The organism is Citrobacter sp. LST-B2, from assembly GCF_057983045.1.
Genome location: NZ_CP192598.1, coordinates 2,555,307 through 2,577,900 on the forward strand (window position 1 = coordinate 2,555,307; position 22,594 = coordinate 2,577,900).

17 protein-coding genes are annotated in these 22,594 nt (G+C 52.1%); 8 read left to right on the plus strand and 9 right to left on the minus strand.

Translation table 11 applies throughout. The features are described from left to right. Positions 1–298: 298 nt before the first annotated feature. The 5 genes from ACQ0PY_RS12240 (at position 299) to ACQ0PY_RS12260 (ending at position 6,725) form a co-directional block, all read left to right on the plus strand. Positions 299–877, plus strand: a complete 579-nt coding sequence (locus ACQ0PY_RS12240; protein ID WP_052443920.1) for a fimbrial protein — start codon at positions 299–301, stop codon at positions 875–877. Positions 878–918: 41 nt separating this feature from the next. After that, on the plus strand, positions 919–1,641 hold the full coding sequence (locus ACQ0PY_RS12245; RefSeq protein WP_044257850.1) for a fimbrial biogenesis chaperone: 723 nt from the start codon (positions 919–921) through the stop codon (positions 1,639–1,641). 21 nt (positions 1,642–1,662) lie between these two features. Then, a complete protein-coding gene (locus ACQ0PY_RS12250; RefSeq protein ID WP_162300695.1) occupies positions 1,663–4,242 on the plus strand; it encodes a fimbria/pilus outer membrane usher protein in 2,580 nt (859 codons plus the stop codon). A gap of 2 nt (positions 4,243–4,244) precedes the next feature. Further along, entirely contained in the window at positions 4,245–5,432 is a 1,188-nt protein-coding gene (locus ACQ0PY_RS12255) for a hypothetical protein (RefSeq protein ID WP_044257848.1), read from the plus strand. A 120-nt stretch (positions 5,433–5,552) separates the two neighbouring features. Beyond that, on the plus strand, positions 5,553–6,725 hold the full coding sequence (locus ACQ0PY_RS12260) for a hypothetical protein (RefSeq protein ID WP_150547013.1): 1,173 nt from the start codon (positions 5,553–5,555) through the stop codon (positions 6,723–6,725). 63 nt (positions 6,726–6,788) lie between these two features. Here ACQ0PY_RS12260 and cybB read toward each other — a convergent pair whose 3' ends face one another. Continuing rightward, positions 6,789–7,316, minus strand: coding sequence for a cytochrome b561 (gene cybB, locus ACQ0PY_RS12265; protein ID WP_109740262.1), 528 nt, complete (start codon positions 7,314–7,316; stop codon positions 6,789–6,791). Between the two features lie 189 nt (positions 7,317–7,505). Between cybB and gap the strand changes: the two genes are divergently transcribed. Beyond that, complete coding sequence (gap, locus tag ACQ0PY_RS12270) at positions 7,506–8,507, plus strand: type I glyceraldehyde-3-phosphate dehydrogenase (protein ID WP_044257846.1); 1,002 nt, start codon at positions 7,506–7,508, stop codon at positions 8,505–8,507. Positions 8,508–8,546: 39 nt separating this feature from the next. Here gap and aldA read toward each other — a convergent pair whose 3' ends face one another. Continuing rightward, positions 8,547–9,986, minus strand: coding sequence for an aldehyde dehydrogenase (gene aldA, locus ACQ0PY_RS12275; RefSeq protein ID WP_044257845.1), 1,440 nt, complete (start codon positions 9,984–9,986; stop codon positions 8,547–8,549). 197 nt (positions 9,987–10,183) lie between these two features. Then, positions 10,184–10,978 carry a YdcF family protein gene (locus ACQ0PY_RS12280; protein ID WP_109740629.1) on the minus strand — a complete coding sequence of 265 codons (795 nt, stop codon included), beginning with the start codon at positions 10,976–10,978 and terminating at the stop codon, positions 10,184–10,186. A gap of 391 nt (positions 10,979–11,369) precedes the next feature. On the opposite strand from ACQ0PY_RS12280, the gene ACQ0PY_RS12285 reads away from it, so the two are divergent. After that, complete coding sequence (locus tag ACQ0PY_RS12285) at positions 11,370–12,689, plus strand: MFS transporter (RefSeq protein WP_061070082.1); 1,320 nt, start codon at positions 11,370–11,372, stop codon at positions 12,687–12,689. A 126-nt stretch (positions 12,690–12,815) separates the two neighbouring features. Here ACQ0PY_RS12285 and hrpA read toward each other — a convergent pair whose 3' ends face one another. Next, complete coding sequence (gene hrpA, locus ACQ0PY_RS12290; protein WP_109740779.1) at positions 12,816–16,718, minus strand: ATP-dependent RNA helicase HrpA; 3,903 nt, start codon at positions 16,716–16,718, stop codon at positions 12,816–12,818. A 201-nt stretch (positions 16,719–16,919) separates the two neighbouring features. Between hrpA and azoR the strand changes: the two genes are divergently transcribed. Continuing rightward, positions 16,920–17,525 carry an FMN-dependent NADH-azoreductase gene (azoR, locus tag ACQ0PY_RS12295; protein WP_043000613.1) on the plus strand — a complete coding sequence of 202 codons (606 nt, stop codon included), beginning with the start codon at positions 16,920–16,922 and terminating at the stop codon, positions 17,523–17,525. A 36-nt stretch (positions 17,526–17,561) separates the two neighbouring features. Here the strand turns inward: azoR and ACQ0PY_RS12300 are convergent, their stop codons facing one another. The 5 genes from ACQ0PY_RS12300 to ACQ0PY_RS12320 form a co-directional block, all read right to left on the minus strand. Further along, positions 17,562–17,972, minus strand: a complete 411-nt coding sequence (locus ACQ0PY_RS12300) for a GFA family protein (RefSeq protein WP_043000612.1) — start codon at positions 17,970–17,972, stop codon at positions 17,562–17,564. A gap of 14 nt (positions 17,973–17,986) precedes the next feature. Further along, entirely contained in the window at positions 17,987–18,862 is an 876-nt protein-coding gene (locus tag ACQ0PY_RS12305) for an aldo/keto reductase family oxidoreductase (RefSeq protein WP_043000611.1), read from the minus strand. Positions 18,863–18,976: 114 nt separating this feature from the next. After that, positions 18,977–19,300 carry a YdbL family probable chaperone protein gene (locus ACQ0PY_RS12310; protein WP_043000610.1) on the minus strand — a complete coding sequence of 108 codons (324 nt, stop codon included), beginning with the start codon at positions 19,298–19,300 and terminating at the stop codon, positions 18,977–18,979. Positions 19,301–19,307: 7 nt separating this feature from the next. Next, complete coding sequence (locus ACQ0PY_RS12315) at positions 19,308–19,490, minus strand: YnbE family lipoprotein (protein WP_414973524.1); 183 nt, start codon at positions 19,488–19,490, stop codon at positions 19,308–19,310. Between the two features lie 5 nt (positions 19,491–19,495). Further along, positions 19,496–22,135: a YdbH family protein gene (locus tag ACQ0PY_RS12320; protein ID WP_109740778.1), complete on the minus strand. Its 2,640-nt coding sequence runs from the start codon at positions 22,133–22,135 to the stop codon at positions 19,496–19,498. Positions 22,136–22,594 lie beyond the last annotated feature (459 nt).

The window sequence follows — 22,594 nt, forward strand, 5'->3', positions numbered from 1 at the left end:
CATCTAAAAATAATTTCGTAGATATTGTTAATGCAATGTATGTTTAATATAGATTATCCGCATACTTAATATTGTATATTACATTGTTAATAATTAATTAAATTCAAATAAAATTAACAGTTTATAATTCAAACCAAAATTTGAAGTACAAAAATGGACCATAAAACAATAGACCTCCATTATAATGGGGCATAAATTATGACACCTAAAGCTACTATAATATAGTAGTAATAGTCCCTTTTATTATTCCATAGTTATTTTACACAAAGACGAGTGCGACACTCTGATGGAGCTATAAATGAAATTTAATAAATTAATAGCTGCTGGCACAATTCTGGCGGTGAATTTAGTTAATCTACCGCACGCCTTCGCAGCAAATACCATTACTTTTAACGGTAATATTACAGATGCAACATGCGACGTTTCTCTGGAATATAAAGGCGCCGCTGTTGGAACGGCTGGTACAGGTACAATTGCGCTGGACGAAGTTTCAAAAACAGCGCTGGCTGGTGCAAACTCCTCTGCAGGCCAGGTACCGTTCTTTATTGTGGCTGAAAACTGCACCCTGGGTACGCCTGCAAAAACCAAAGTGGCGGCCAACTTTAAAAGTGCTAACGGTGACAACCAGGGCTATCTGAATAATACAGCGTCAACTGATGCAGCGACAAATGTTCAGTTCCGCCTGCTGGATTCGAATCGTAGCACAATTAAAGTGAACGACCCAGGTCAGTCAACCACGTCACAATTCACCGCTATTGACACTGAAGCAGGTGGTAAAACCCGGATGCCCTATTTTGTTGAATATGTATCGGCAGCCGGTTCTGCAACTGCGGGGTCAGTCGTCAGCACTGTGGATTATGAGCTGATGTATCAGTAATCACTTATTTTATTTCCCTGGTTAAACCTTAGGTATTTTGTATGTTATTTTTCAGTAAAAAGGCAGCAACAGTATATTGCGCCCTTAGTGCTGGCATGATGATGAGTCAGCCAGGTCACGCCAGTATTGTTTTGGATGGAACCAGAGTCATATACCAGGGAAGTAAAAGTCAGGTTACGCTCAGCCTGACAAATAAAAACGCCAGACCTGTATTAATTCAGAGTTGGATCGATACGGGGAATGAGAACACGTCACCCGAAAAAATATCCGTCCCTTTCGTGATCACTCCGCCGATCAATCGGGTAGACTCGAATAAGGGCCAGACGCTGCGTATCAGCTATACCGGGGTTCCAGCGCTCCCTACTGACAAAGAGTCAGTGTTTTGGCTCAATGTTCTTGAGGTCCCGGCAAAAGATAAGAACAGTGACGACATCAAACAGAAACTCAATGTTGTCTTTCGCACGCGTATTAAACTTTTTTACCGCCCTGAAGGGTTAGAAGGTAAAAGCAGTGATGCACCAGAACAATTACACTGGCAATTAAATGGTAAAAATGCCACGGTGCAAAACAGCTCAAAATATAACGTCACTATTTTTAGTGTTAACTTTAAAGACAAGAACATCACATCTGAAACTGCCGGTAAAATGCTGGCACCGGGTGAAACAAAACAATTCCCTTTGAACAATACGGGCAATATTGATGGGTTATCTTTTAGCACAATCAATGACTATGGAGCGCTCATTGATCATAAAGCGAAACGCTAATGCCTTTTGAGGGTAGATCGTGTGTCTATTTCAAATAAATTTCTCCCCGGATTCTATCTCTGTTGCTTTTCTACAGTTATATTGTCTTTCTCATTTAGCGCTACCGCTAATGACACTGAGAACCATTCTGGGGAGGATAAGTCTGTCTCATCTGAAGAGACTGCTGCTGAATTTGACACACAACTTTTGCGCCAGGACAGGGCAAATCAAATCGATGTAAATCGCTTCACCTACGGCTCAAATGTTATCCCCGGAAAATACCTTATCGATATCATTGTAAATGGTTCTCCAATTTCACATGAAGAGGTCACTTTTACTGAAGTCGATAAATACCGGGCTGAGGCCTGTTTAACGCCGAAAATCATTCAGTTGATTAAACTTAATATGGACAGAGTACCAAAAGATTCGCGCAGCGAACTGTCTAACCCCGCAGCATGTTCTGACCTCTCCCAACTCTTGCCAAATGCCACCGTACATTTTGATGCGGATAAGCAGCAACTTAATATTGAAATACCACAAATCTACCTTCAGCACACGGCGCAAGGAAGTGTTGATCCGTCACTTTGGGACAGTGGTGTTCCGGCACTGATGCTCGGCTATTATGTCAATGGCTATGACTCCCGCTACAATAATGCCGACACGGCACGTTCGCTCTATTCTTCGTTAAATGCCGGGCTAAATATTGGTAATTGGTACTTTCGCCACAATGGCTCTTATTCCTGGACACCGGAACAGGGCGGCGGCTATCAAAGTAGCAATAGCTATGTACAACGCGATGCCGAGTTTGTTCATGGTCATCTTTATCTTGGTCAATATTTTACCTCAGGCCAGATGTTTAATTCGGTTTCGTATACCGGCGCACAACTGGCCAGCGACGACAGAATGTTACCCGCCTCTCAGCGTGGATACGCGCCGGAAATCCGAGGGGTCGCGAAGACAAATGCTAAAGTGACGATACGTCAGTCTGGCCATATTTTGTATCAGACCACCGTGACACCGGGAGCGTTTCTGATCGATGATCTCGGGCAGACAGGGTATGGCGGCGATCTGGATGTCACCGTCGAAGAAGCGGACGGTAGCACCCAGCAATACTCAGTGCCTTATTCGTCTCTGGCGCAATCACTGCGTCCGGGGACCCAGCAATTCACTGCAACGGTTGGCAAGCTTCGCGACTACAACGCCGCTGAAATGCCGTTGTTCTATGAAACAACCTATATGCGCGGCTTAACCAATATCCTGACTGCCTATACGGGCTTACAGTACAGTCAGCACTATCAGGCTGCCCTGCTGGGGGGAGCAATAGGTACGAGAGCGGGGGCGATCAGCGCGGATGTCACTCAATCGACGAGTCAGATCGGCGGCAAGATCGGTAATCCGATGGGGCAAAGTTATCGACTGAGTTACAACAAACTGTTTGATGCGACAAATAGTAACATCACGATTGCTGCCTATCGTTATTCCAGCTCCGGTTATATGGATTTTCAAACCGCCATGAGTACACGCGACGCAATGAATAATGGCAGCGATCCGGATAGCGTCTCCCGTTCTAAAAATCAGTTCTCATTAAGCTTTAATCAGGGCCTCCCTGCCGGGCTGGGTAACCTTTATGTCAGCTCATCAATGCAAAACTACTGGAATAACAACGAGGGTTACAACACCCAGTATCAGTTGGGGTATTCCAATAACTATAAGCTGCTGAACTACAGCATTAACGCCAGCCGAAACAAAGCGGGAAACGGAAATGATCAAACCACCTGGTATCTGACGTTTTCCATGCCGTTAGGCATGGGTAATGGTACAGGAATGCCTTATCTGAGCATGCGCTATAACCAGGACAGTGCTGGCGGACGTGGTCAACAGGCAAACCTTTCTGGCTCGTTCGGTGAAGACAATAAATACGGCTACAACGTTAGCGGTGCGCATGATGACAATTCGGGAAGCTCTGGCAGCGTCAGCGGAACCTGGGAGGGAAGCAAGGCAACGATGAACGGTAGCTACAGCACCGGTAAAGGCTATAGCAGTACCTCCGTCGGGATGTCCGGGGGGATGGTCGTCCACTCGGGTGGGGTCACTTTCTCGCCTTACAGCAGCGATAACTATGCCCTGATTGAAGCAAAAGGGGCAGAAGGTGCCAAAGTCGCGGGTTATGCAGGTGCCGTCATTGATGGTTCAGGCTATGCCCTGTCACCGTCACTGGTCCCCTATCAGGAAAATCGGATAGGTATTAACCCTGAAGGCTCTGATTTGGGCGTTGACTTTGAAAACACGGCGCAGAATGTTGTTCCGCGTTCAGGATCGGTGGTCAAAGTAAAATTTGCTACCCATACCGGCACGCCGGTGCTGATTACCACAAGCTGGCAGGGAGAGCCGCTCCCCTTTGGCGCCGACATTTTTGATGATGAAGACACGCACGTGGGTGCGGTGTCCCAGGGCGGGGTTATTTACGTTAAAGTCAGTAAGCAAAAAGGAACATTGCTCGTGAAATGGGGTGAGAACGCGAATAATCAATGTCGTGTCCCTTATTCCCTTAATCCAGATGATTCCAGCGCGAAAGGTAAAAACGCGATCCAGCGCTTTACTGCCGTATGCCAAAAGGTGTAGCTATGTCTTTTTTGAAATATCTATTTATTCTTTTTTTCTTCCATATTGCCTCGGCCTCGGCCTATGTAGTTAAATGCGACCCATCAACAAGCTCCACCAATAATTATAACCAATGGTCGACGATGCATCAGCCCTTTAATCTAACCTCACCAGGGGCGACCATTACCTTAGGGGCTAATATCCCCGACTGGCACACCATTTATTCTGTAAACGCGATTATTGGCATTGATACAGGAAACTGTAACTCCGTTGTCAGCACGTATTATGCTTTTCTGAACAACGCACAGCCTGTAGGCTCCATAAACGGCTATGACATTTATAGCACCAATATTTCTGGTATTGGCATTTCTGTTTCAGCACCCGATGTCGTCGGGAAAAATGCTGTGAACGCTTATCCTAAAGCACTTTTTTATACCCGGGATATTCTAGGCCTCCAGTTTGAAGCAGATATAAAGTACTGGAAAATTCCTGGCACTATTCCCGCCTATAACGGCCCGGTCACCATTACCGGACCCGACACCGCCGTTTTATATATGTCCTCGGGTAGCACCTTTACCAGTTCGAACCCCGACCGGATAGTCAGTGACGATAAGGCCTATATTAGTGGGTCGCGAATTTTAACCATTACCATGACCTTTCAGTCTGGCACCTGCAATATACAAGGGGACAATGTTAAGGTGGATATGGGCGATTCAACCGCACCTTTCCCCTGGAAGGATGCCAGTTTCAATTTGATATGCCCGAATGCGATGGGATATGATGGAATGACGAACTCCAAATCGACCTATACTTATCCCTATAATATTGACCCCAAGTCAGAACTTTCACCTAATTCCCCAAACGGAAAAGTGCAGATCAGTATAGCGCCTTACACCCAAGTGGTGGATGCCAACAGAGGGATTATCGCGCTCGACGGCACAGGTGCCCAGGGCTATGGGATACAACTGGCCTGGGGTGATTACACCACGCAGAATTCACAAGAACCGTTAAACCCCGTCGTCTTAAACAGTTATGTTGCTGCCAATACGCTTAACCCCAACTTCAGTGCGGATGATACCCCTGTAGGGGGGAACGGATTCCACGGTTCAGATAACACTATAAAGATGGCGGCGCGGTATATTCGTACCGCCGGTAATTCAGCACCAGGCCCTGCCAACGCCGTGGTACAGGTTATCGCTAATTACCAGTAATAGTGACCCTTTTAACAGTGAGCCTGGCGAACAGAATAAAAGTTCTAAAGCGAGTTTATTAGGTAACAATACGCGTCGTCGCGTGTCGGAGTTAATTTTTTACTACGCAATGTTAATAACATGAGATATTTAAAACTGATGTGGCAATCCACTGAGATTGCCAGCCATCGCATTATTAGGTCTATTTTCACGTTGGCAATGCTGGTTCTTTTTTTGAATGTAGCATCAGCGTCGGCGACGGTTATTCACTGCGAATCCCAACCCCGCGCGATAACGCGTTATCACGCGTGGCCTGAAATCTATAAGGCAACCGAGGTCAATGTTGATAACATTCGCATGTCATTGCCGTTGCCACTGTCTGAGTGGGCCGTTATTTATACGGCTGAGAATCACGTTGTTGATCTCGATGTTGGGGTTTGCGACATCGACGGACTCTCTCCTCGCTTTACCCTGCTCACGGCTACACCTGCTATTGCCCATCAGGGGAATGACTATATTTATGCGACTAACGTTCCGGGGATTGGGATATCTGCGGCGGAGTCATTTCGTGCGCGATACCACTCGTTACAACCTTATCCCCTTACGGATAGGTGGGATGAAGCGACGCCCTACACTCACCTTTATGCCACGATAAAATACTGGAAAATTCCCGGGCAAAATATTCCATCTGACGCGGGCGCCCTGACCGTAATCGGTCCGGAAGTGGGAATGGTTTATGAGAAATCGGGATACTCTTTTACCAGCTCAGAAACCAACAGGATTACCCGGGAGGGTCGTGCCTATATTAATGATTCAAGAATAATAAAAGCGACGATATTTTTTCAGCCTCCGACCTGCGATATCAAGAGTCACCATGTCAGTATCAACATGGGTGATTATGACGGAACCGCTGTCGTCTCACGCTGGAAAGATGCCAGTTTTACAATCCGATGCCCGGCTTCATTCGACGACAGAAAGCATAAGATACAGTTCACAATGATTCCTGTTACTCGTGTACTGGATATCCGCAGAGGCATTATTGCTCCGGGAACAGACGACGCGCACCATTACGGAATTCAACTGGCATGGGGAGATTATCAACACCAACCTTCAGGCGACCCGGCTATGCCCGTGAGAGCAGACCGTTATGTCGAGGCGCATGAACTGATCAAGGGTTATAGCGAGGTTGATGGGCTCGCTGACAGTGAGTCTGGTCACACCATTAGAATGGCGGCGCGCGCTATTCGTACCTCCGGTGACGAAATTCCTGGGCCGGTCAGTACCGTGATACAGGTCATTGCCTATTACCGCTAAACTTTGCAAAGTCGCCCGCAGAATAGAGGCGCGAGAAGCGCTCCCCGCGCCTGTATAGTCACGCTAGCGTTTACGCGGCATCATGCGCAGCAGCGTGTTGTCCTTCCATAAATAGTGGTGCAGTAGCGCGGCGGCGGCATGCAACGCAATCACAAAATAGCCCAGATTGGCCAGCGTGATGTGCCAGGATTTCAGCGTATCCACCAGGTCAAAGTTCCCTTCTGCCGCGTGCGGCATCACCAGACCAAAGGCCATCCACGGATTACCACGGTTGTACATCATCACCATGCCGATCAATGGCAGCGCGATGAACAGCAGATAAATCACCAGGTGCCCAAGATGCGCCAGTCCGGTCATCATCGGCTTCGGTTTGGGCACGATGGGAGGAGCCGGATATTTCAGCCTGATCAGCAGACGCGCCACCATCAGCACCAGAATCGCTATCCCACTAGAAACGTGAATCATATTAATGAGGGGACGATCGCTGCGAGGAAAAAAGCCCCGGAACTCCATCGCACAGTAAGCGACAATCACCAGTAAAAAGACCAGCCAGTGGATGCCAATTTGCAGGCTTGAGTACTTATTGCCCATAACACTTCCTGAGTAAAAAACAATAAAGCGACAACATAGCGATCTTTCCTTAAAAATTCATTAACTTTTCTACGCCGCATTTCAGACAGTTAGGGTTAACGGCAAGATGTGCGATTGCTCACCCCGGCATCCTGGACTATGCCTGGTAGGGAAAAAAGAATGTCCGCTACATCCTCACAGGAGTTAATCATGAGTAAAATTGGCATTAACGGTTTTGGTCGTATTGGTCGCCTGGTGTTGCGTCGGTTACTCGAAGTCAAAAGCGATGTTGATGTGGTCGCGATCAACGACCTCACCTCCCCTAAAATCCTTGCCTATCTGCTAAAGCATGACTCTAACTATGGTCCGTTCCCCTGGAGCGTAGACTTTACCGAAGACGCGCTGATTGTTGACGGGAAAACGATCGCGGTTTATGCAGAAAAAGACGCCAAAAATATCCCGTGGAAAGCGAAAGGAGCGGAAGTCATTATTGAATGCACCGGCTTTTATACCTCAACTGAAAAGTCTCAGGCGCATATCGATGCTGGCGCGAAAAAAGTGCTGATCTCTGCGCCGGCTGGCGATATGAAGACCATTGTCTACAACGTTAACGATGACACGCTGAATGCCAGTGATGTGATTGTTTCGGTGGCTTCCTGCACCACCAACTGCCTGGCGCCGATGGCGAAAGCGCTGCACGACAACTTTGGTATTAAAGTGGGCACCATGACCACCATTCACGCCTACACCGGCACGCAGTCACTGGTGGACGGTCCGCGTGGCAAAGATCTGCGCGCATCGCGTGCGGCCGCTGAAAACATCATTCCGCATACCACAGGCGCGGCAAAAGCAATTGGTCTCGTTATTCCGGATCTCAGCGGCAAGCTGAAAGGTCATGCTCAGCGCGTGCCGGTGAAAACCGGTTCTGTCACTGAACTGGTGTCGATTCTGGCTAAGAAAGTGACGGCGGAAGAGGTTAACAACGCGCTGAAGAAAGCCACGCACGATAATGAATCTTTTGGCTATACCGATGAAGAAATTGTCTCTTCAGACGTTATCGGTTCGCACTTTGGTTCTGTGTTTGATGCCACCCAGACCGAAATTACCGAGGTGGGCGATCTGCAACTGGTAAAAACCGTGGCCTGGTACGACAACGAATACGGATTCGTGACGCAACTGATCCGTACCCTTGATAAGTTCGTCAAACTTTAAGCGTAAAGGCGGAGTGAAACCTCCGCCCTGCTTTGCCGATCAGGACTGCAAATAAACCACCTGGGTTTGCAGATACTCGTTCAGCCCGTGCTTGCCGTCTGCGCCGCCAATCCCCGACTTACGCCATCCCGCGTGGAAGCCCTGCATTGCTTCAAAGTTCTCGCGATTAATATAAGTCTCACCAAACTTCAGCCCTTTAATGGCTTTCATCGCGACGTTGAGATTCTGCGTATAAATAGACGATGTCAGGCCGTAATCACTGTCATTAGCCATCGCGATAGCCTCCTCCAGCGTATTGAAGACCACCACAGGCAGCACAGGGCCAAAGGTCTCTTCGTGCATGATGGCCATCTCCTGGCGAACATCCAACAGCAATGTTGGCGGATAGAAGTAACCTTTGCCCTCAACGGCTTTGCCGCCGAGCGCCACCCGCGCCCCCTCCTGTACCGCCCTCGCCACTTTCTGCTCCACACGTTGCAGGGCCGCGGCATTGATCAGCGGCCCCATGGCGATATCGTTACGCTCGCCTGGATTTCCGAACTGTACCGCTTTCAGGGCTTCGCCCAGGCGGTTCACGAACAGGTCATAAATCCCTTTTTGTACGTAGACACGCTCCGCGCAGTTACAAACCTGTCCGGTATTGATGACCCGGGAATCCACAATCGCTTTGACCGCCAGTTCAAGATCGGCATCATCCATCACAATCGCTGGCGCCTTGCCACCCAACTCCAGGCACACTTTGGTGATATTTTTCGCCGCAGTCGCCATAATCTTTTCACCTGCTGCCACGCTGCCGGTCATGCTGACCATCGCCACTTTCGGGTTACCGGCCAGTTCCTGGCCGACGGTTTCACCACGCCCCAGCACCAGGTTAAACACACCACGCGGCAGACCAATCTCATCAACAATTTTGGCAAACGCAATCGCGTTATTGGGCGTGAATTCGCTGGGTTTAATCACGATGGTGTTCCCGGTCAACAGGGCCGGAGCCAGCTTACGGGCGATCAGGAAGAACGGAAAATTCCACGGCAGGATCCCGGTGGTGACCCCCAGCGCGCGCTTAAACAGCAAGATATTCTCGCCAGGGCGATCGCTTTGCAGAATTTCGCCTTCATAGCGACGAGCCCACTCCGCCATATAGTCGAGATAGTCGGCAGTAAAAGAGACTTCCACCTCGGCCAGTTGCTGAATTTTTCCTCCTTCAGCCACAATTAAGGCACTGATTTCGCCAGCACGTTCACGGATCCCGGCGGCAATTTTGCGCAGCCAGCCAGCACGAACGATCGCTGGCAGCGCTTCCCACTCAGCCTGCGCACGGTCCGCTGCTGCAATGGCTTTGCGCGCGTCTTCTGCACGACCATCAGGAATACGCGAAATCACCTCTTCCGTCGCCGGGTTGATGACATCAATCCAGGCATCCTCGTGCCAGGTCACAAACTGTCCATCGATATACATAGGATGTTGTACGGGTACTGACATGCGCTACTCCTGTGATTGAATTGTTTTTAACAAGTGAAACTATTGTTAATAAATATCAATCATGCCTCGGCGATCCCGGCTGGTGTCGTAATTCTGTGAACTGCTTCATAAAAGAGAGGGGTCAGGCTGGGGAGAACGAAAACGCAGGCATTTTTGTTTTGCCCGTTTGAGAGAAAACACTCCCAAACGGGCAGGTGTTAGCGTAACGAACGGTGGTTCATCGCCTCATTCAGCGCCGCATCCTGTTGCAGGATCTGCCACGCGGCCTCGACCTCCGGCGGAAAATCCACATGCACAATGAAGTCACGCCCCCGAGGTCCATAGCCGGTGTCATCATTGCGCAAGCGCGGGATTTCGCCCACCACCAGCGCTAAATAGCGATCGATGCTCCACAGGCCGCCAGGGTCATTAGCAAATACAATATCGTCCTCCTGCTGACACAAGACAGGCGTAAATCCCGGATGGCTCAGCCAGCGCGGTGCGTCCGGATCGTCACGGGTTACCCGGCGAAAGGTCGCTACGGTACGCCGTTGCATCGTAGGATCCTGTACCACAATGGCCGTGTTAATCGGTGTTGCGGCCTGCGCGATCATTTGCGCGCTAAAACGGGCGTTCTCTCCGCAGTTAGTTGACTGATCTTCCAGCCAGATTTTGTCTGCGGGAATGTGCCAGAACTGCCGGGCAATATCCGCCAGGATGGCGGCTTCGGCGCGTCCGGTCGTCTGGATCGTGTTGTAACGGGGATGTTGGGCAACGGCGGCATACAGGAAGGTCGTGGAGTGACCAATCCCACCAGCGATCAGCAGCGGAACCTCTTGCTGTTGGGCTATCTGGCAGGCCGCGTCAATTGTCGGGATGACGGCATTGCCCGCCAGTACCACACAGTCTGCCGGGTAAGCGGGCCCGCCGCAGAAATCATCCTGCGCCAGCCACTGCCCCACCGTGTTGATCGCCTCAAGGGTGGTGGCGAAAAGTCTCGGGAACGGTTGCATCATTAAGCTCCTCCTCTTATTTCAGCAGAGTACCGCACCCACGCTGAATAAACAGTAGATCTCTCTGAAAGGCTGATGATTGATATTTCGACGCTTTTTTTGTCATCTCAGTGAAATAACACAAAACGTCTAAAAATCGTGCGGTTGCACCTGCAGATTATCCTGTTTAATTATCAAAATATGAACGATTAACGTCATTTATTCTGCAATTACAGAAAATCATCCTGGCAAAATGCTCTCTTTTTAGCCCATTACGGCGTGCCTCCTCTTGTTAAATGTTACTAACACACCTAGTTTGATTAACAATTTCACAACCTTTTAACGTAACAGGTTGCACCTGCCGCACTGCCAGGTGACACCTTTTTTGTTCTCTGGCGGAGGTTTACAGTTAATGACGACCCATGAAAGCAGTACGGTTATTCTGAAGAAAAATAAGAAGGTACTTGTCGCCAGTCTGACCGGCAGTGCGATTGAGTGGTTCGATTACTTTCTGTATGGCACCGCGGCTGCGCTGGTGTTTAACAAGATTTTCTTCCCGATGGTTGACCCGGTAATCGGTCTGATCCTCTCGTACCTCTCCTTCTCGTTGACCTTTTTTATTCGCCCGATTGGCGGGGTAATTTTCGCCCACATCGGCGATCGCATCGGGCGTAAGAAAACGCTGGTGCTGACGCTTTCCCTGATGGGCGGCGCGACGGTGATGATCGGTCTACTGCCCACCTATGAGATGATCGGTATCTGGGCCCCCATTCTGCTTATCCTGATGCGCATCATTCAGGGGATGGGCATTGGTGGCGAATGGGGGGGCGCACTCCTGCTGGCCTATGAATACGCGCCGGAAAAACGCAAAGGCTTCTTCGGCAGTATTCCGCAGGCGGGCGTGACTATTGGCATGCTGATGGCGACGTTTATCGTCTCGCTGATGACCCTGTTTAGTGAGGAAGATTTCCTCTCCTGGGGCTGGCGTATTCCCTTCCTGCTGAGCTCCGTGCTGGTGCTGTTAGGACTGTGGATCCGTCGGGATATCGATGAAACGCCAGACTTCAAAAAGGTCAAAGCGACGGGTCAGGTTGCCAAAGCACCGCTGCGCGATACGCTGACTCATCACTGGCGTGAAGTGCTGATTGCCGCAGGTTTGAAGGTGGTGGAAACCGCGCCGTTCTATATTTTCTCGACCTTTGTGGTCAGCTATGCCACCAGCACACTGAGTTATCAGAAGTCCCAGGTGCTGGAAGCCGTCACCGTGGGTGCACTGATTGCTACGGTGATGATCCCGCTGATGGGGCTGCTGTCGGACAAAATTGGCCGCAAACGGATGTATGCCATCAGCGTCGCCCTGCTTGGCCTGTTTATCGTGCCATGGTTCCTGCTGCTGAATACCGGCACCACCTGGGGCATTATGCTGGCGACCATCGTGATGTTCGGCGTGCTGTGGGCACCGGTCACCGCCGTGCTGGGGACGCTGTGCTCGGAAATTTTCAGCGCTAACGTTCGCTACACCGGCATCACCCTCGGTTACCAGATTGGCGCAGCGCTGGCGGGCGGTACCGCTCCCCTCATCGCTACCGGGTTGCTGGCGAAATATGACGGCGACTGGGTGCCCGTGGCGTGGTATCTGCTTACCACCGTGGCGATATCCCTGGTTGCCATTTTCTTTGCCAGTCGGGTGAAACATAGCCCGGCGATCAACGCTCAGCCTAACGAATTGTAATCCCTTCGCGGCCAGATCCTCTGGCCGCTTCTGTAACAATACGGTACAGACTCGAACGTCTCACCTGCGTCCGATGGCGCTGCGCTTATCGGGCCTACGGACAATACATTGCCATCCGGTACTGAATTACCCGCTAATCTGTTCCATCGCCTGCAGGATACGTTTATCCGAAATGGGATACGGCGTTCCCAGCTGTTGAGCAAAATAGCTAACCCGTAGCTCCTCAATCATCCAGCGGATCGCTTTCACCTCCTCGTCTTCGCGTCGCGCCGGCGGCAGCTTGTTGAACCACTGCTGCCAGGCCTGCTGTACGCTTTCGACTTTCAGCATTTGCGCGCGATCGCGATGGGGATCAATCGCCAGTTTCTCAAGACGTTTTTCAATCGCCTGCAAGTAACGCAGCGTATCGCCAAGACGACGGAAGCCGTTGCCGGTGACAAATCCGCGATACACCAGTCCGCCCATCTGCGCTTTGATGTCGGAAAGCCCCAGCGCCATCGTCATGTCCACGCGCCCCTTCAGGCGTTTATTAATGTTAAAGACGGCGGTCAGGATCTGTTCGACCTGCTTCGCAATCTCCACAACCGTCTCATTCAGCTCGGCGCGAACCTTCTCATGCAGCGCGGCAAAACCCTCTTCCGTCCAGACCGGACCACCGTTAGCATCAATCAGCTTATCCACGCCGCAGGAAATGCAGTCGTCAATCAGCTCCAGCACTTTGCCGTACGGGTTGAAGTACAGACCCAGCTTGGCTTTATTCGGCAGCTTCTCGTGCAGATATTTGATCGGCGACGGGATGTTCAACAGCAACAAACGGCGTAAGCCAGACCACATCGCCTGCTGTTGCTCCAGCGGATTATCAAAGAGTTTGATCGCCACGCTGTCGCGCTCATCCACCAGCGCAGGCCACGCTTTGACTTTGTAATTGCCACGTTTTTGCTCGTAGCTTTCCGGCAGTTGCCCAAAACTCCAGATGTGCAACCCGCTCTGTTCAATGCCATCATCGGCCACCGCCGAGAGCGTCTCCTGCACTTTTCCTTTCAGCCGGTCTTTTAGCTCCTGTAGCGAGCGCCCTTCCTCCAGCTTCTTGTTTTTATCATCCACCACCCGGAAGGTGATTTTCAGATGATCGGGCACCTGATCCCAGTGCCAGTCCTCGCGGTCAACCGTCACGCCTGTCATCCGACGCAGCTCACGCTCCAGCGCGTCCAGTAGCGGCAGCTCCAGTGGCGTCACGCGGCCTAAAAACGCCTCGGCATAGTTCGGGGCCGGAACAAAGTTACGCCGCACCGGCTTCGGCAGCGATTTAATCAGCGCAATCACCAGTTCGCGACGTAAGCCCGGGATCTGCCATTCAAAACCATTTTCGTCGACCTGATTCAACAACGGCAACGGAATATGTACCGTCACCCCGTCCGCATCCGCCCCCGGTTCAAACTGATAGCTCAACCGCAGTTTCAGCGAGCCCTGATGCCAGAAGTTCGGGTAATCCAGCTTGCTGATGTTGTCCGCGCCCTCTTTGATCAACATGCTCTTTTCAAAATTGAGCAGGTCCGGCGTCTCGCGGGTGGTCTTCTTCCACCAGTTATCAAAGTGACGGGCAGAAATGACATCATGGCTGATGCGCTGGTCGTAGAACTCGAACAGCGTCTCGTCGTCCACCAGAATGTCACGGCGACGCGATTTATGCTCCAGTTCTTCCACTTCGGCACGCAGTTTGAGGTTTTCGCGGAAGAAAGCATGACGCGTCTGCCAGTCGCCCTCCACCAGCGCATGGCGGATAAACAGTTCACGGCACAGCGCCGGATCAATCTGGCTGTAGTTCACCTTACGCGCTGCGACGATCGGCAGACCGTAGACGGTCACCTTTTCCGTCGCCATCACCGCGCCCTGCGCCCGCTCCCAGTGCGGTTCACTGTAAGAACGTTTAATCAGATGCTGAGCGACCGGTTCCACCCACTCGGGATCGATGCGTGCTGCAATGCGCCCCCACAGACGGCTGGTTTCCACCAGCTCCGCAACCATTGCCCACTTCGGCGGCTTCTTGAACAAGCCGGAACCGGGGAAAATCGAAAAACGGGCATTACGCGCGCCGGTATATTCCTGCTTATCGGCATCTTTCATGCCAATATGCGACAACAGCCCGGTCAGTAGCGCAATATGGATCTCGCGGTATTCCGCCGGTTCGCTGTTCACCGGAATACCCAGCTCTTTTACCACCTGACGCAGTTGGGTGTAGATATCCTGCCACTCACGCACGCGCAGATAGTTCAGATAGTCGGTCCGGCACAGGCGACGAAACGCGTTGGACGACAGCGCTTTTTGCTGTTCGCCGAGGTAATTCCACAGATTCACAAAGGCAAGGAAATCGGACTCTTTATCGTGGAAGCGACGGTGTTTTTCATCAGACGCCTGCTGTTTGTCCATCGGGCGTTCGCGCGGATCCTGAATCGACAGCGCCGAGGTAATGATCATCGCCTCGCGCACGCAGCCATGTTTTTGCGCTTCCAGCACCATGCGTGCCAGGCGCGGATCCACCGGCAACTGGCTCAACTGGCGCCCCAACGGCGTCAGTTTATAGGCCGTCGCCTGTTCATCAGTGGTAATCGCACCCAACTCTTCCAGCAAACGCACGCCGTCCTGAATGTTGCGCTTATCCGGCGCTTCGACAAACGGGAACGCGGCGATATCGCCCAGCCCCAGCGCCGTCATCTGCAAAATGACCGACGCCAGGTTGGTGCGCAGAATCTCCGGGTCGGTAAACTCCGGACGCGACAGGAAATCATCTTCAGAATAAAGACGAATGCAGATGCCTTCGGATACACGACCGCAGCGCCCTTTACGCTGGTTGGCGGAGGCCTGCGATACGGGCTCGATCGGCAAACGCTGTACTTTGGTGCGGTAGCTGTAGCGGCTGATACGCGCCGTACCAGGGTCGATCACATATTTGATCCCCGGTACCGTCAGCGAGGTTTCCGCCACGTTGGTCGCCAGCACAATGCGCCGCCCGCTGTGCGACTGGAAGACGCGGTTCTGTTCGCTATTCGACAGTCGCGCATACAGCGGCAGCACTTCCGTATGGCGCAGGTTGAGTTTATTCAGTGCGTCGGCGGTATCGCGGATCTCGCGCTCACCGCTCATGAAGATCAGGATGTCGCCGGGGCTTTCACGCCCCAGCTCATCTACCGCATCGAAAATGGCCTGCAACTGGTCGCGTTCGGTGTCATCGGCCTCTTCGACGATCGGTCGATAGCGGACTTCCACCGGAAAGGTGCGCCCAGACACTTCAATAATCGGCGCATTGTTGAAATGCTTCGAAAAACGCTCCGGATCGATGGTCGCGGAGGTGATGATAATTTTCAGATCCGGACGGCGCGGCAGCAGTTCTTTCAGATAGCCGAGCAGAAAATCGATATTCAGGCTGCGTTCGTGCGCTTCATCGATAATGATGGTGTCATACTGCATCAGTAGACGGTCCTGCTGAATTTCCGCCAGCAGGATACCGTCGGTCATCAGCTTCACCATCGTGTTATCGCTGACGTGATCGCTAAAGCGCACCTTATAACCAATGCACCCGCCCGGCTCTGTCTGCAGCTCTTCCGCGATACGGTTCGCCACCGTTCGCGCCGCCAGACGACGCGGCTGGGTGTGGCCAATCAGCCCTTTCACTCCACGCCCCAGTTCCATACAGATTTTCGGGAGCTGAGTGGTTTTCCCCGAGCCGGTTTCCCCGGCCACGATCACCACCTGATGGTCGCGAACGGCGTCGAGGATCGCCTGTTTTTTCTGACTGACGGGCAGGTTTTCCGGGTAAGTAATCTCTGGTCGCGCCGCTTCACGTAGCACAACTTTACCTGCTGCCTGTTCAATCTCTTTCGCCATCTCCTGGTAAATGGCTTGTTGTGCATCAGGATTTTTAACCTTCTTCACACCGTGCAGGCGGCGCGAAAAGCGCTGCCGATCGCGCAGCATTAATGAATCTAACTGCTGCTGTAAGGCATGAAAGGATAATTTTTGTTGTTCTGTCATAGCGTTAAAAGGCAGAGCACTGCCTGGTTAAATCTCTTCTAAATGATAGGTATAGAGTACCACATCAGCACATTTTGTGTGTTGTTCAATAAATTCGAACATAGGATTCGATATATTGCGCTTTCTCTGCGACAGGATTGTGAATAAAGTGTCAACAAGCAACGGGGCACAGCCCATTCAAACACCTATAAGGAAACACCCATGAGCAAGGTATTAGTTCTCAAATCCAGTATTCTGGCAGGGTACTCTCAGTCTGGTCAGTTGTCTGATTATTTTGTTGAACAGTGGCGTGAAAAGCACTCTGCTGACGAAATCACCGTCCGTGACCTGGCTGCTAATCCGATCCCGGTACTGGATGGCGAACTGGTGGGTGCCCTGCGCCCGAGCGACGCGCCGTTGACGCCTCGTCAACAGGACGCACTGGCGCTCTCTGATGAACTGATCGCTGAACTGAAAGCACACGATGTGATCGTTATCGCGGCGCCGATGTACAACTTTAACATCCCGACGCAGCTGAAAAACTATTTCGATCTGATTGCACGTGCTGGCGTGACGTTCCGCTACACCGAGAAAGGGCCGGAAGGTCTGGTGACCGGTAAACGTGCAGTGATCCTTTCCAGCCGTGGCGGTATCCACAAAGACACCCCAACTGACCTGATTGCGCCGTACCTGAAAGTCTTCCTCGGCTTTATCGGCATCACCGATGTGAACTTCGTGTTCGCAGAAGGGATTGCCTACGGCCCGGAAGTAGCGTCTAAAGCGCAGTCTGACGCCAAAGCCGCCATCGATAGCGTGGTTGCAGCGTAAGTTCTCCCCCTCCCGCTCCGGCGGGAGGTTTTTTTATCACTTCGCCTGATAACGCAAATATCCCACCACGCCATTACTCGCACCATCACTCGGATGATTCACCCCGTCAGTGACTTCCACGCAGGCAAAATCAAACGGCGACACATTCTCAATGCATGCCACGTTCACGCCATACTGATCCGGACTGGAACGTCGCTGGTGGAAAGTGTAAATCCCACACACTGAACAGAAAAAGTGCCTTGCTGTGCCGGTATTGAAACGATACTCCGTCAGTTTATCCTGCCCTGAGAGAACCGTTATCCCCATCAACGGCGCAGAAACAACCACCGCACCGCGCATCCGACAAAATGAACAGTTACAACGCCGGATGGTATTAAACCCATCGCTAAGTTGAACGGTAAATTTGACAGCCCCGCAGTGACATTGTGCATTTCGTTTTTCAGTCATGGTCAACCTCCGCCTTATGCCTTTTGCGCAATACTGTCCAGGGTCGCCAGCACTTCCGCTGAAAGTGTCAGATCCCCTGCCGCCATGTTTTCATGCAGATGCGTCACTGAAGAGGTACCCGGTATCAGCAAAATATTCGGTGAGCGATGGAGCAACCATGCCAGCGCAACCTGCATTGGCGTTGCATTCAGGCTTGCGGCCACGTCGGAGAGCGTTGAAGACTGTAGCGGCGTAAACCCACCCAGCGGAAAAAAGGGAACGTAAGCAATGCCGTCTTCCGCCAGCGCGTCGATCAGCGCATCATCCTGACGATGGGCGATATTGTACTCATTTTGCACACAGACCACCTCTGCGATACTGCGCGCTTGCGCCACCTGGCTGGCAGTCACATTGCTCAGACCGATGTGTCTGACCAGCCCCTGCTGCTGAAGCTCAGCCAGCACGCTGAAACTCTCTTCAATGGAACCTTCATGCGGGCCGTGACCCTCGCCCAGCATAATGCGTAAGTTAACGACATCCAGTACATCCAGACCCAGATTGCGCAGATTATCGTGAACCGCCTGCCTGAGTTCCGCTGGTGAGAATGCCGGTAGCCAGGAGGCATCGTCTCCACGGCGGGCACCGATTTTCGTGACAATCACCAGATCGTCCGGATAAGGATGCAACGCTTCGCGAATGATTTGATTGGTAACGTGCGGACCGTAAAAATCGCTGGTATCAATATGATTGACGCCCAGCGCGATCGCTTCCCGAAGCACCGTCAAGGCAACATGACGATCGCGCGGTGGACCAAAAACCCCAGGCCCCGCCAGTTGCATCGCCCCATACCCTATGCGTTTGACCTGCCGGGAACCGAGAGTAAACGTTTCTGTGATGCCGTGACTTGCCATAACTGCCCCTTCTGCTGAATAGCGCGTAAGAAAACAGAGTATAGAAACTTACCCTGCAAATTATTACGCGTCACCCAACAAAAAGGAAAAACCGCAGACGGCAATGTGGAATGATTATTTCCGCAACCACTTCCCGTTAATGCCCTGGACATATTCTCCTGGTTTCGCCCGCTCGACCAGTTTCTGTCCGGCCATTTTCGCCACTTCATCGACCGGGATGTTATGACTCTCGGCCAACTGTTGGTAGCTGGCGCTGCGTGCTTTGTTGATCTCACTGACCAGCGCCAGCGTCTGCGCATCCTGTTTCAGCGCCACCAGATAACCATTGAACGTTTCACCGACCCGGCCCTGGGTTCTGGCCTCATTTAACGTCAGCGCAAAGGCACTGCCACTCAGCAAACTCAGAATGAGCGCCGCCAGAATAAAGGTTCTTTTCATCATCACCTCAGAACAAGTCGCTGCGGGATTTGAGCAGGCTTTCAACGTCCTTATCCACTTTGATATGAATCTCATGCTCAATTTTGACGTTCATATTAATGGTGATGGGCTCTTTTGGCGCCGCGACTTCAATGCGCGGCGTGCAGCCCGTTACGAACCACAGCGGGAGAAGCGCCAGCACGGCTATCATTGTTTTCATTGGGGTTCCTCACATTCCTTGCCTTGTTGACAGGTTTTTTCCGGCAGCGCCGCGTTTTGTTCAAGCCATGCCTGGAGATTGTCGCCAAAGCGCAGACTGCGCCACAGCGTAAAGACATTCTCTTCGTGGGTATAGTTGAGATTCACCGTACCGACCTTGCCATCCACATGGCTGTTGCCACGAATTTGCGCCTGCATCGTCAATACGCCCAGATTGTCCAGATTGATTTTGGTCCATGAATGGGCAATCTCCATATACCGCAACCAGTTGATGGCCGCCCCTGCTGCCATGTTGTCTTTTACCACCGCATCGGCGGTGTCTTTATCGATGCGCAGCGTCATCGGACCCGGATTGGTTAACCAGCCATCTTTGATAATCCATTTCTCATCGTTCAGCCACAGAGGGAGCGCACCGCTCACCGGCCCGGACATGGCAAACTGTTTCGGATTTACTGCGCTGATAAGTTCGCTTGAGGAGATATTTTGCACCCGCACCAGCGCCGGATCGTGCTGCGGCATTCGCAGTTGTTGCATGGAAACCTTACCGCCCAACACATCCACATTCACGTCAGTCAGTAGCAGCGGCTCGGCTTCACTCCACGGATAAGCGCCTTCCAGATCGGCGGTGATATTGGTAGCAGTCACCTGGTTGACAACTTCGGCAATGCGTAGCGACACCGGTCCGCGCGTGCCCAGTTGCCACGCGCCCTCACTAAAGCGGAACGGCAATACAAAATCGACGCCGTTGATCTGGTTATCCGGCATCCAGGCGCTGCCGCCTTTCAAGACGCCGTGACCACCGGCCTCGAATCCTTGTTCTGCCGCTGCCGAAAACGCCACCTGGGCATACAGTTCGCCCTCACGTAATTTCATTTTCCACTCTGGCGGCACCAGCGGCTGGAACACCTCCAGTGACTGTTTTGGCCACCAGGCCTGACCACGTAAACGTAAGCCATCCCAACGACCGTTTAACCGCACGGGGCCGATCGCCCCGGCATGCAAATCGCCTTTGAACTGGAAAAAAGTTGGATCGCGCCCCTCCACGCTGAACTTGAGCGTTGAGGGCGGCAAAACGCTGCCGCCGGAGAAATGGGTTTCTCCGGCATCGAACGAGAGCGCCCCACTAAACCGGGGATGTGCGGCATCACGCACCCATTCGACCGGTTTATCCATGATTAAACGGGGTGTTTCAACCTTCATGGTGCCGTACTGAAGCTGATCAAATCCCGTAGACAAATCGGTCAGCGTGATGGTGTTGTCATGCCATTCACCTTTGCCTGCCACATCCCATTTCGCGTGCATCGGGGTAAAACTGCCCTCGCCCCAGTAGCGCCACTGCCAGCGCCCCGCATCAGGCAGAAAATCATTCGCCAGCCCGTCCAGATGCAGAACGAAATCCCCCATCTGATTCTCATGGGCGCGCAGAATCGCCTGCAATCGTCCGTCCACGCCACGCTGCGTGACCTTCACGCCCGCCAGCGGCCAGCGAATTTCGTCAATATCCAGTGAGTCGATGACCCGTCCGCGCGAGCGCAGCAGCGCGCCTGGTTCAAACGCCAGCTCCGGATCGGTCAGGCTGCCGGTCAACCGGGCAGGTAATCTGGCATAGAAAATCAGATCATCCTGCTTGGCTTCGCCAGTCAGTTGCAGCGGCATCGCGCTGTCGTCCATGCTCAGTTTTCCCGGTCCAAACGAAAGCACGGCGTTCCCTTTCCCCGCCTCCCCCTGGGTCAGCACATTAAACCGTCCGCTGATCACCGCGTTCTCGGTACCTTCCTGCCAGTTCTGCACCTTCACGCCCAGACGCCCGCTGAGGGGAAACCCCTGATAAGGCCACGACCAGCGTCCGTCGCTGATGGTTAACTGCTGACGCGTGAGTTCCCACGGCAGGTCAAGCAGCGGATCGGCATTATCCCGTGCCATTACGATGAGCTGCCCGGCATTCTCACGCCACTCCAGTTCCGCATCGACCAACGATGGCTCCTGCGGCAGACTGAGCGTGGCAACGGTGTGTCCGCTCACCGGCAGTCCATCCGGCACCAGCGGCATCGTGAACTCACCAACCAGTTTGACCGGCGGTTGGTCTTCAAACGCCATGATATCAAGCTCACTCACCGTCAGCGTCTGACCGCGCAACTGCCCCTGAAACTTCACTTTATCGCCCTGATAACGCAGTTGCTGGAGCGAAGGGGTCAGCGAAACGTTCAGTTTGCCCTGCCACACCTGCCAGGGTGAAAGAATAACGTTGTCGATGGTGATCCAGGTATTGGGCAGCATGGACTGCCATTCCGCGAGAGTGCGCGGCGCCGCCGGAGATTGTTCCGTTTGCGGCAGTTTTGCCAGACAGGCAGAATCGAGTTCCAGTGTGCCAATATCCAGTTGCCAACGGCTGGGATGCGACAACCAGGCCTGACTGACCCTGGCCAACTGGCAATCATCAACCAGATAGCGAAGTTCAGGAATATGTAAACCGTGGCGCGTGAATCGGGGACTATCATCCAGTGCAATGCGCGTTCCAACTGGCAGCCAGATGCCCGCCAGCGTCGGAACCCACCACCCCAGCGTCATCACCAGAGTCAACGGCACGAGGATCACGAGTAAGAGAAGCGCCAGAACGGCTTTATATTTACCCTTCATGGGCAGTTAATATCCTGATTTAGCGAAAAATTAAGCCGAATTAGGCCGTTATTGTGTCATGTTTAGTTAACCATGCCCAGATTAAGAATAGATGCTCCAGGGTGACACACAAACTTTTCACCATCGTTAAGATCAGAAAGTCAGATAAATTACAGAGACTTATCAGATAAATCTAAAGATTAATAGCGGGCAATAGCCGACAAACTATTGCCCTCTATTCTGCAATCTGGCCCGGATAATGTGAAAGTCAACGGCCGTAGAAAGTGAGTAAATCGTTCGGTTGAAATGCAGACTGTTGCACAGGAACATATTGATATTAATCGATGTTGACGCCATATCAGTCGTATCCTGACGAACAACGGGCTGTCTGTGTCACCGAAACAGAGGTGTGGAGCAGCACTGTCACCTGCTGAAATCTGCAATCGATACACTGAACGAACAATCTATTGATGCTCTAGA

What these genes read in the sequence shown, in the direction of transcription:
- ACQ0PY_RS12240 (WP_052443920.1), top strand. Translation starts at nt 299, where the DNA reads ATGAAATTTAATAAATTAATAGCTGCTGGCACAATTCTGGCGGTGAAT.
- ACQ0PY_RS12245 (WP_044257850.1), top strand. Translation starts at nt 919, where the DNA reads ATGTTATTTTTCAGTAAAAAGGCAGCAACAGTATATTGCGCCCTTAGT.
- ACQ0PY_RS12255 (WP_044257848.1), top strand. Translation starts at nt 4,245, where the DNA reads ATGTCTTTTTTGAAATATCTATTTATTCTTTTTTTCTTCCATATTGCC.
- ACQ0PY_RS12260 (WP_150547013.1), top strand. Translation starts at nt 5,553, where the DNA reads ATGAGATATTTAAAACTGATGTGGCAATCCACTGAGATTGCCAGCCAT.
- cybB (WP_109740262.1), bottom strand. Translation starts at nt 7,316, where the DNA reads ATGGGCAATAAGTACTCAAGCCTGCAAATTGGCATCCACTGGCTGGTC.
- gap (WP_044257846.1), top strand. Translation starts at nt 7,506, where the DNA reads ATGAGTAAAATTGGCATTAACGGTTTTGGTCGTATTGGTCGCCTGGTG.
- aldA (WP_044257845.1), bottom strand. Translation starts at nt 9,986, where the DNA reads ATGTCAGTACCCGTACAACATCCTATGTATATCGATGGACAGTTTGTG.
- ACQ0PY_RS12280 (WP_109740629.1), bottom strand. Translation starts at nt 10,978, where the DNA reads ATGCAACCGTTCCCGAGACTTTTCGCCACCACCCTTGAGGCGATCAAC.
- ACQ0PY_RS12285 (WP_061070082.1), top strand. Translation starts at nt 11,370, where the DNA reads ATGACGACCCATGAAAGCAGTACGGTTATTCTGAAGAAAAATAAGAAG.
- hrpA (WP_109740779.1), bottom strand. Translation starts at nt 16,718, where the DNA reads ATGACAGAACAACAAAAATTATCCTTTCATGCCTTACAGCAGCAGTTA.
- azoR (WP_043000613.1), top strand. Translation starts at nt 16,920, where the DNA reads ATGAGCAAGGTATTAGTTCTCAAATCCAGTATTCTGGCAGGGTACTCT.
- ACQ0PY_RS12300 (WP_043000612.1), bottom strand. Translation starts at nt 17,972, where the DNA reads ATGACTGAAAAACGAAATGCACAATGTCACTGCGGGGCTGTCAAATTT.
- ACQ0PY_RS12305 (WP_043000611.1), bottom strand. Translation starts at nt 18,862, where the DNA reads ATGGCAAGTCACGGCATCACAGAAACGTTTACTCTCGGTTCCCGGCAG.
- ACQ0PY_RS12310 (WP_043000610.1), bottom strand. Translation starts at nt 19,300, where the DNA reads ATGAAAAGAACCTTTATTCTGGCGGCGCTCATTCTGAGTTTGCTGAGT.
- ACQ0PY_RS12315 (WP_414973524.1), bottom strand. Translation starts at nt 19,490, where the DNA reads ATGATAGCCGTGCTGGCGCTTCTCCCGCTGTGGTTCGTAACGGGCTGC.
- ACQ0PY_RS12320 (WP_109740778.1), bottom strand. Translation starts at nt 22,135, where the DNA reads ATGAAGGGTAAATATAAAGCCGTTCTGGCGCTTCTCTTACTCGTGATC.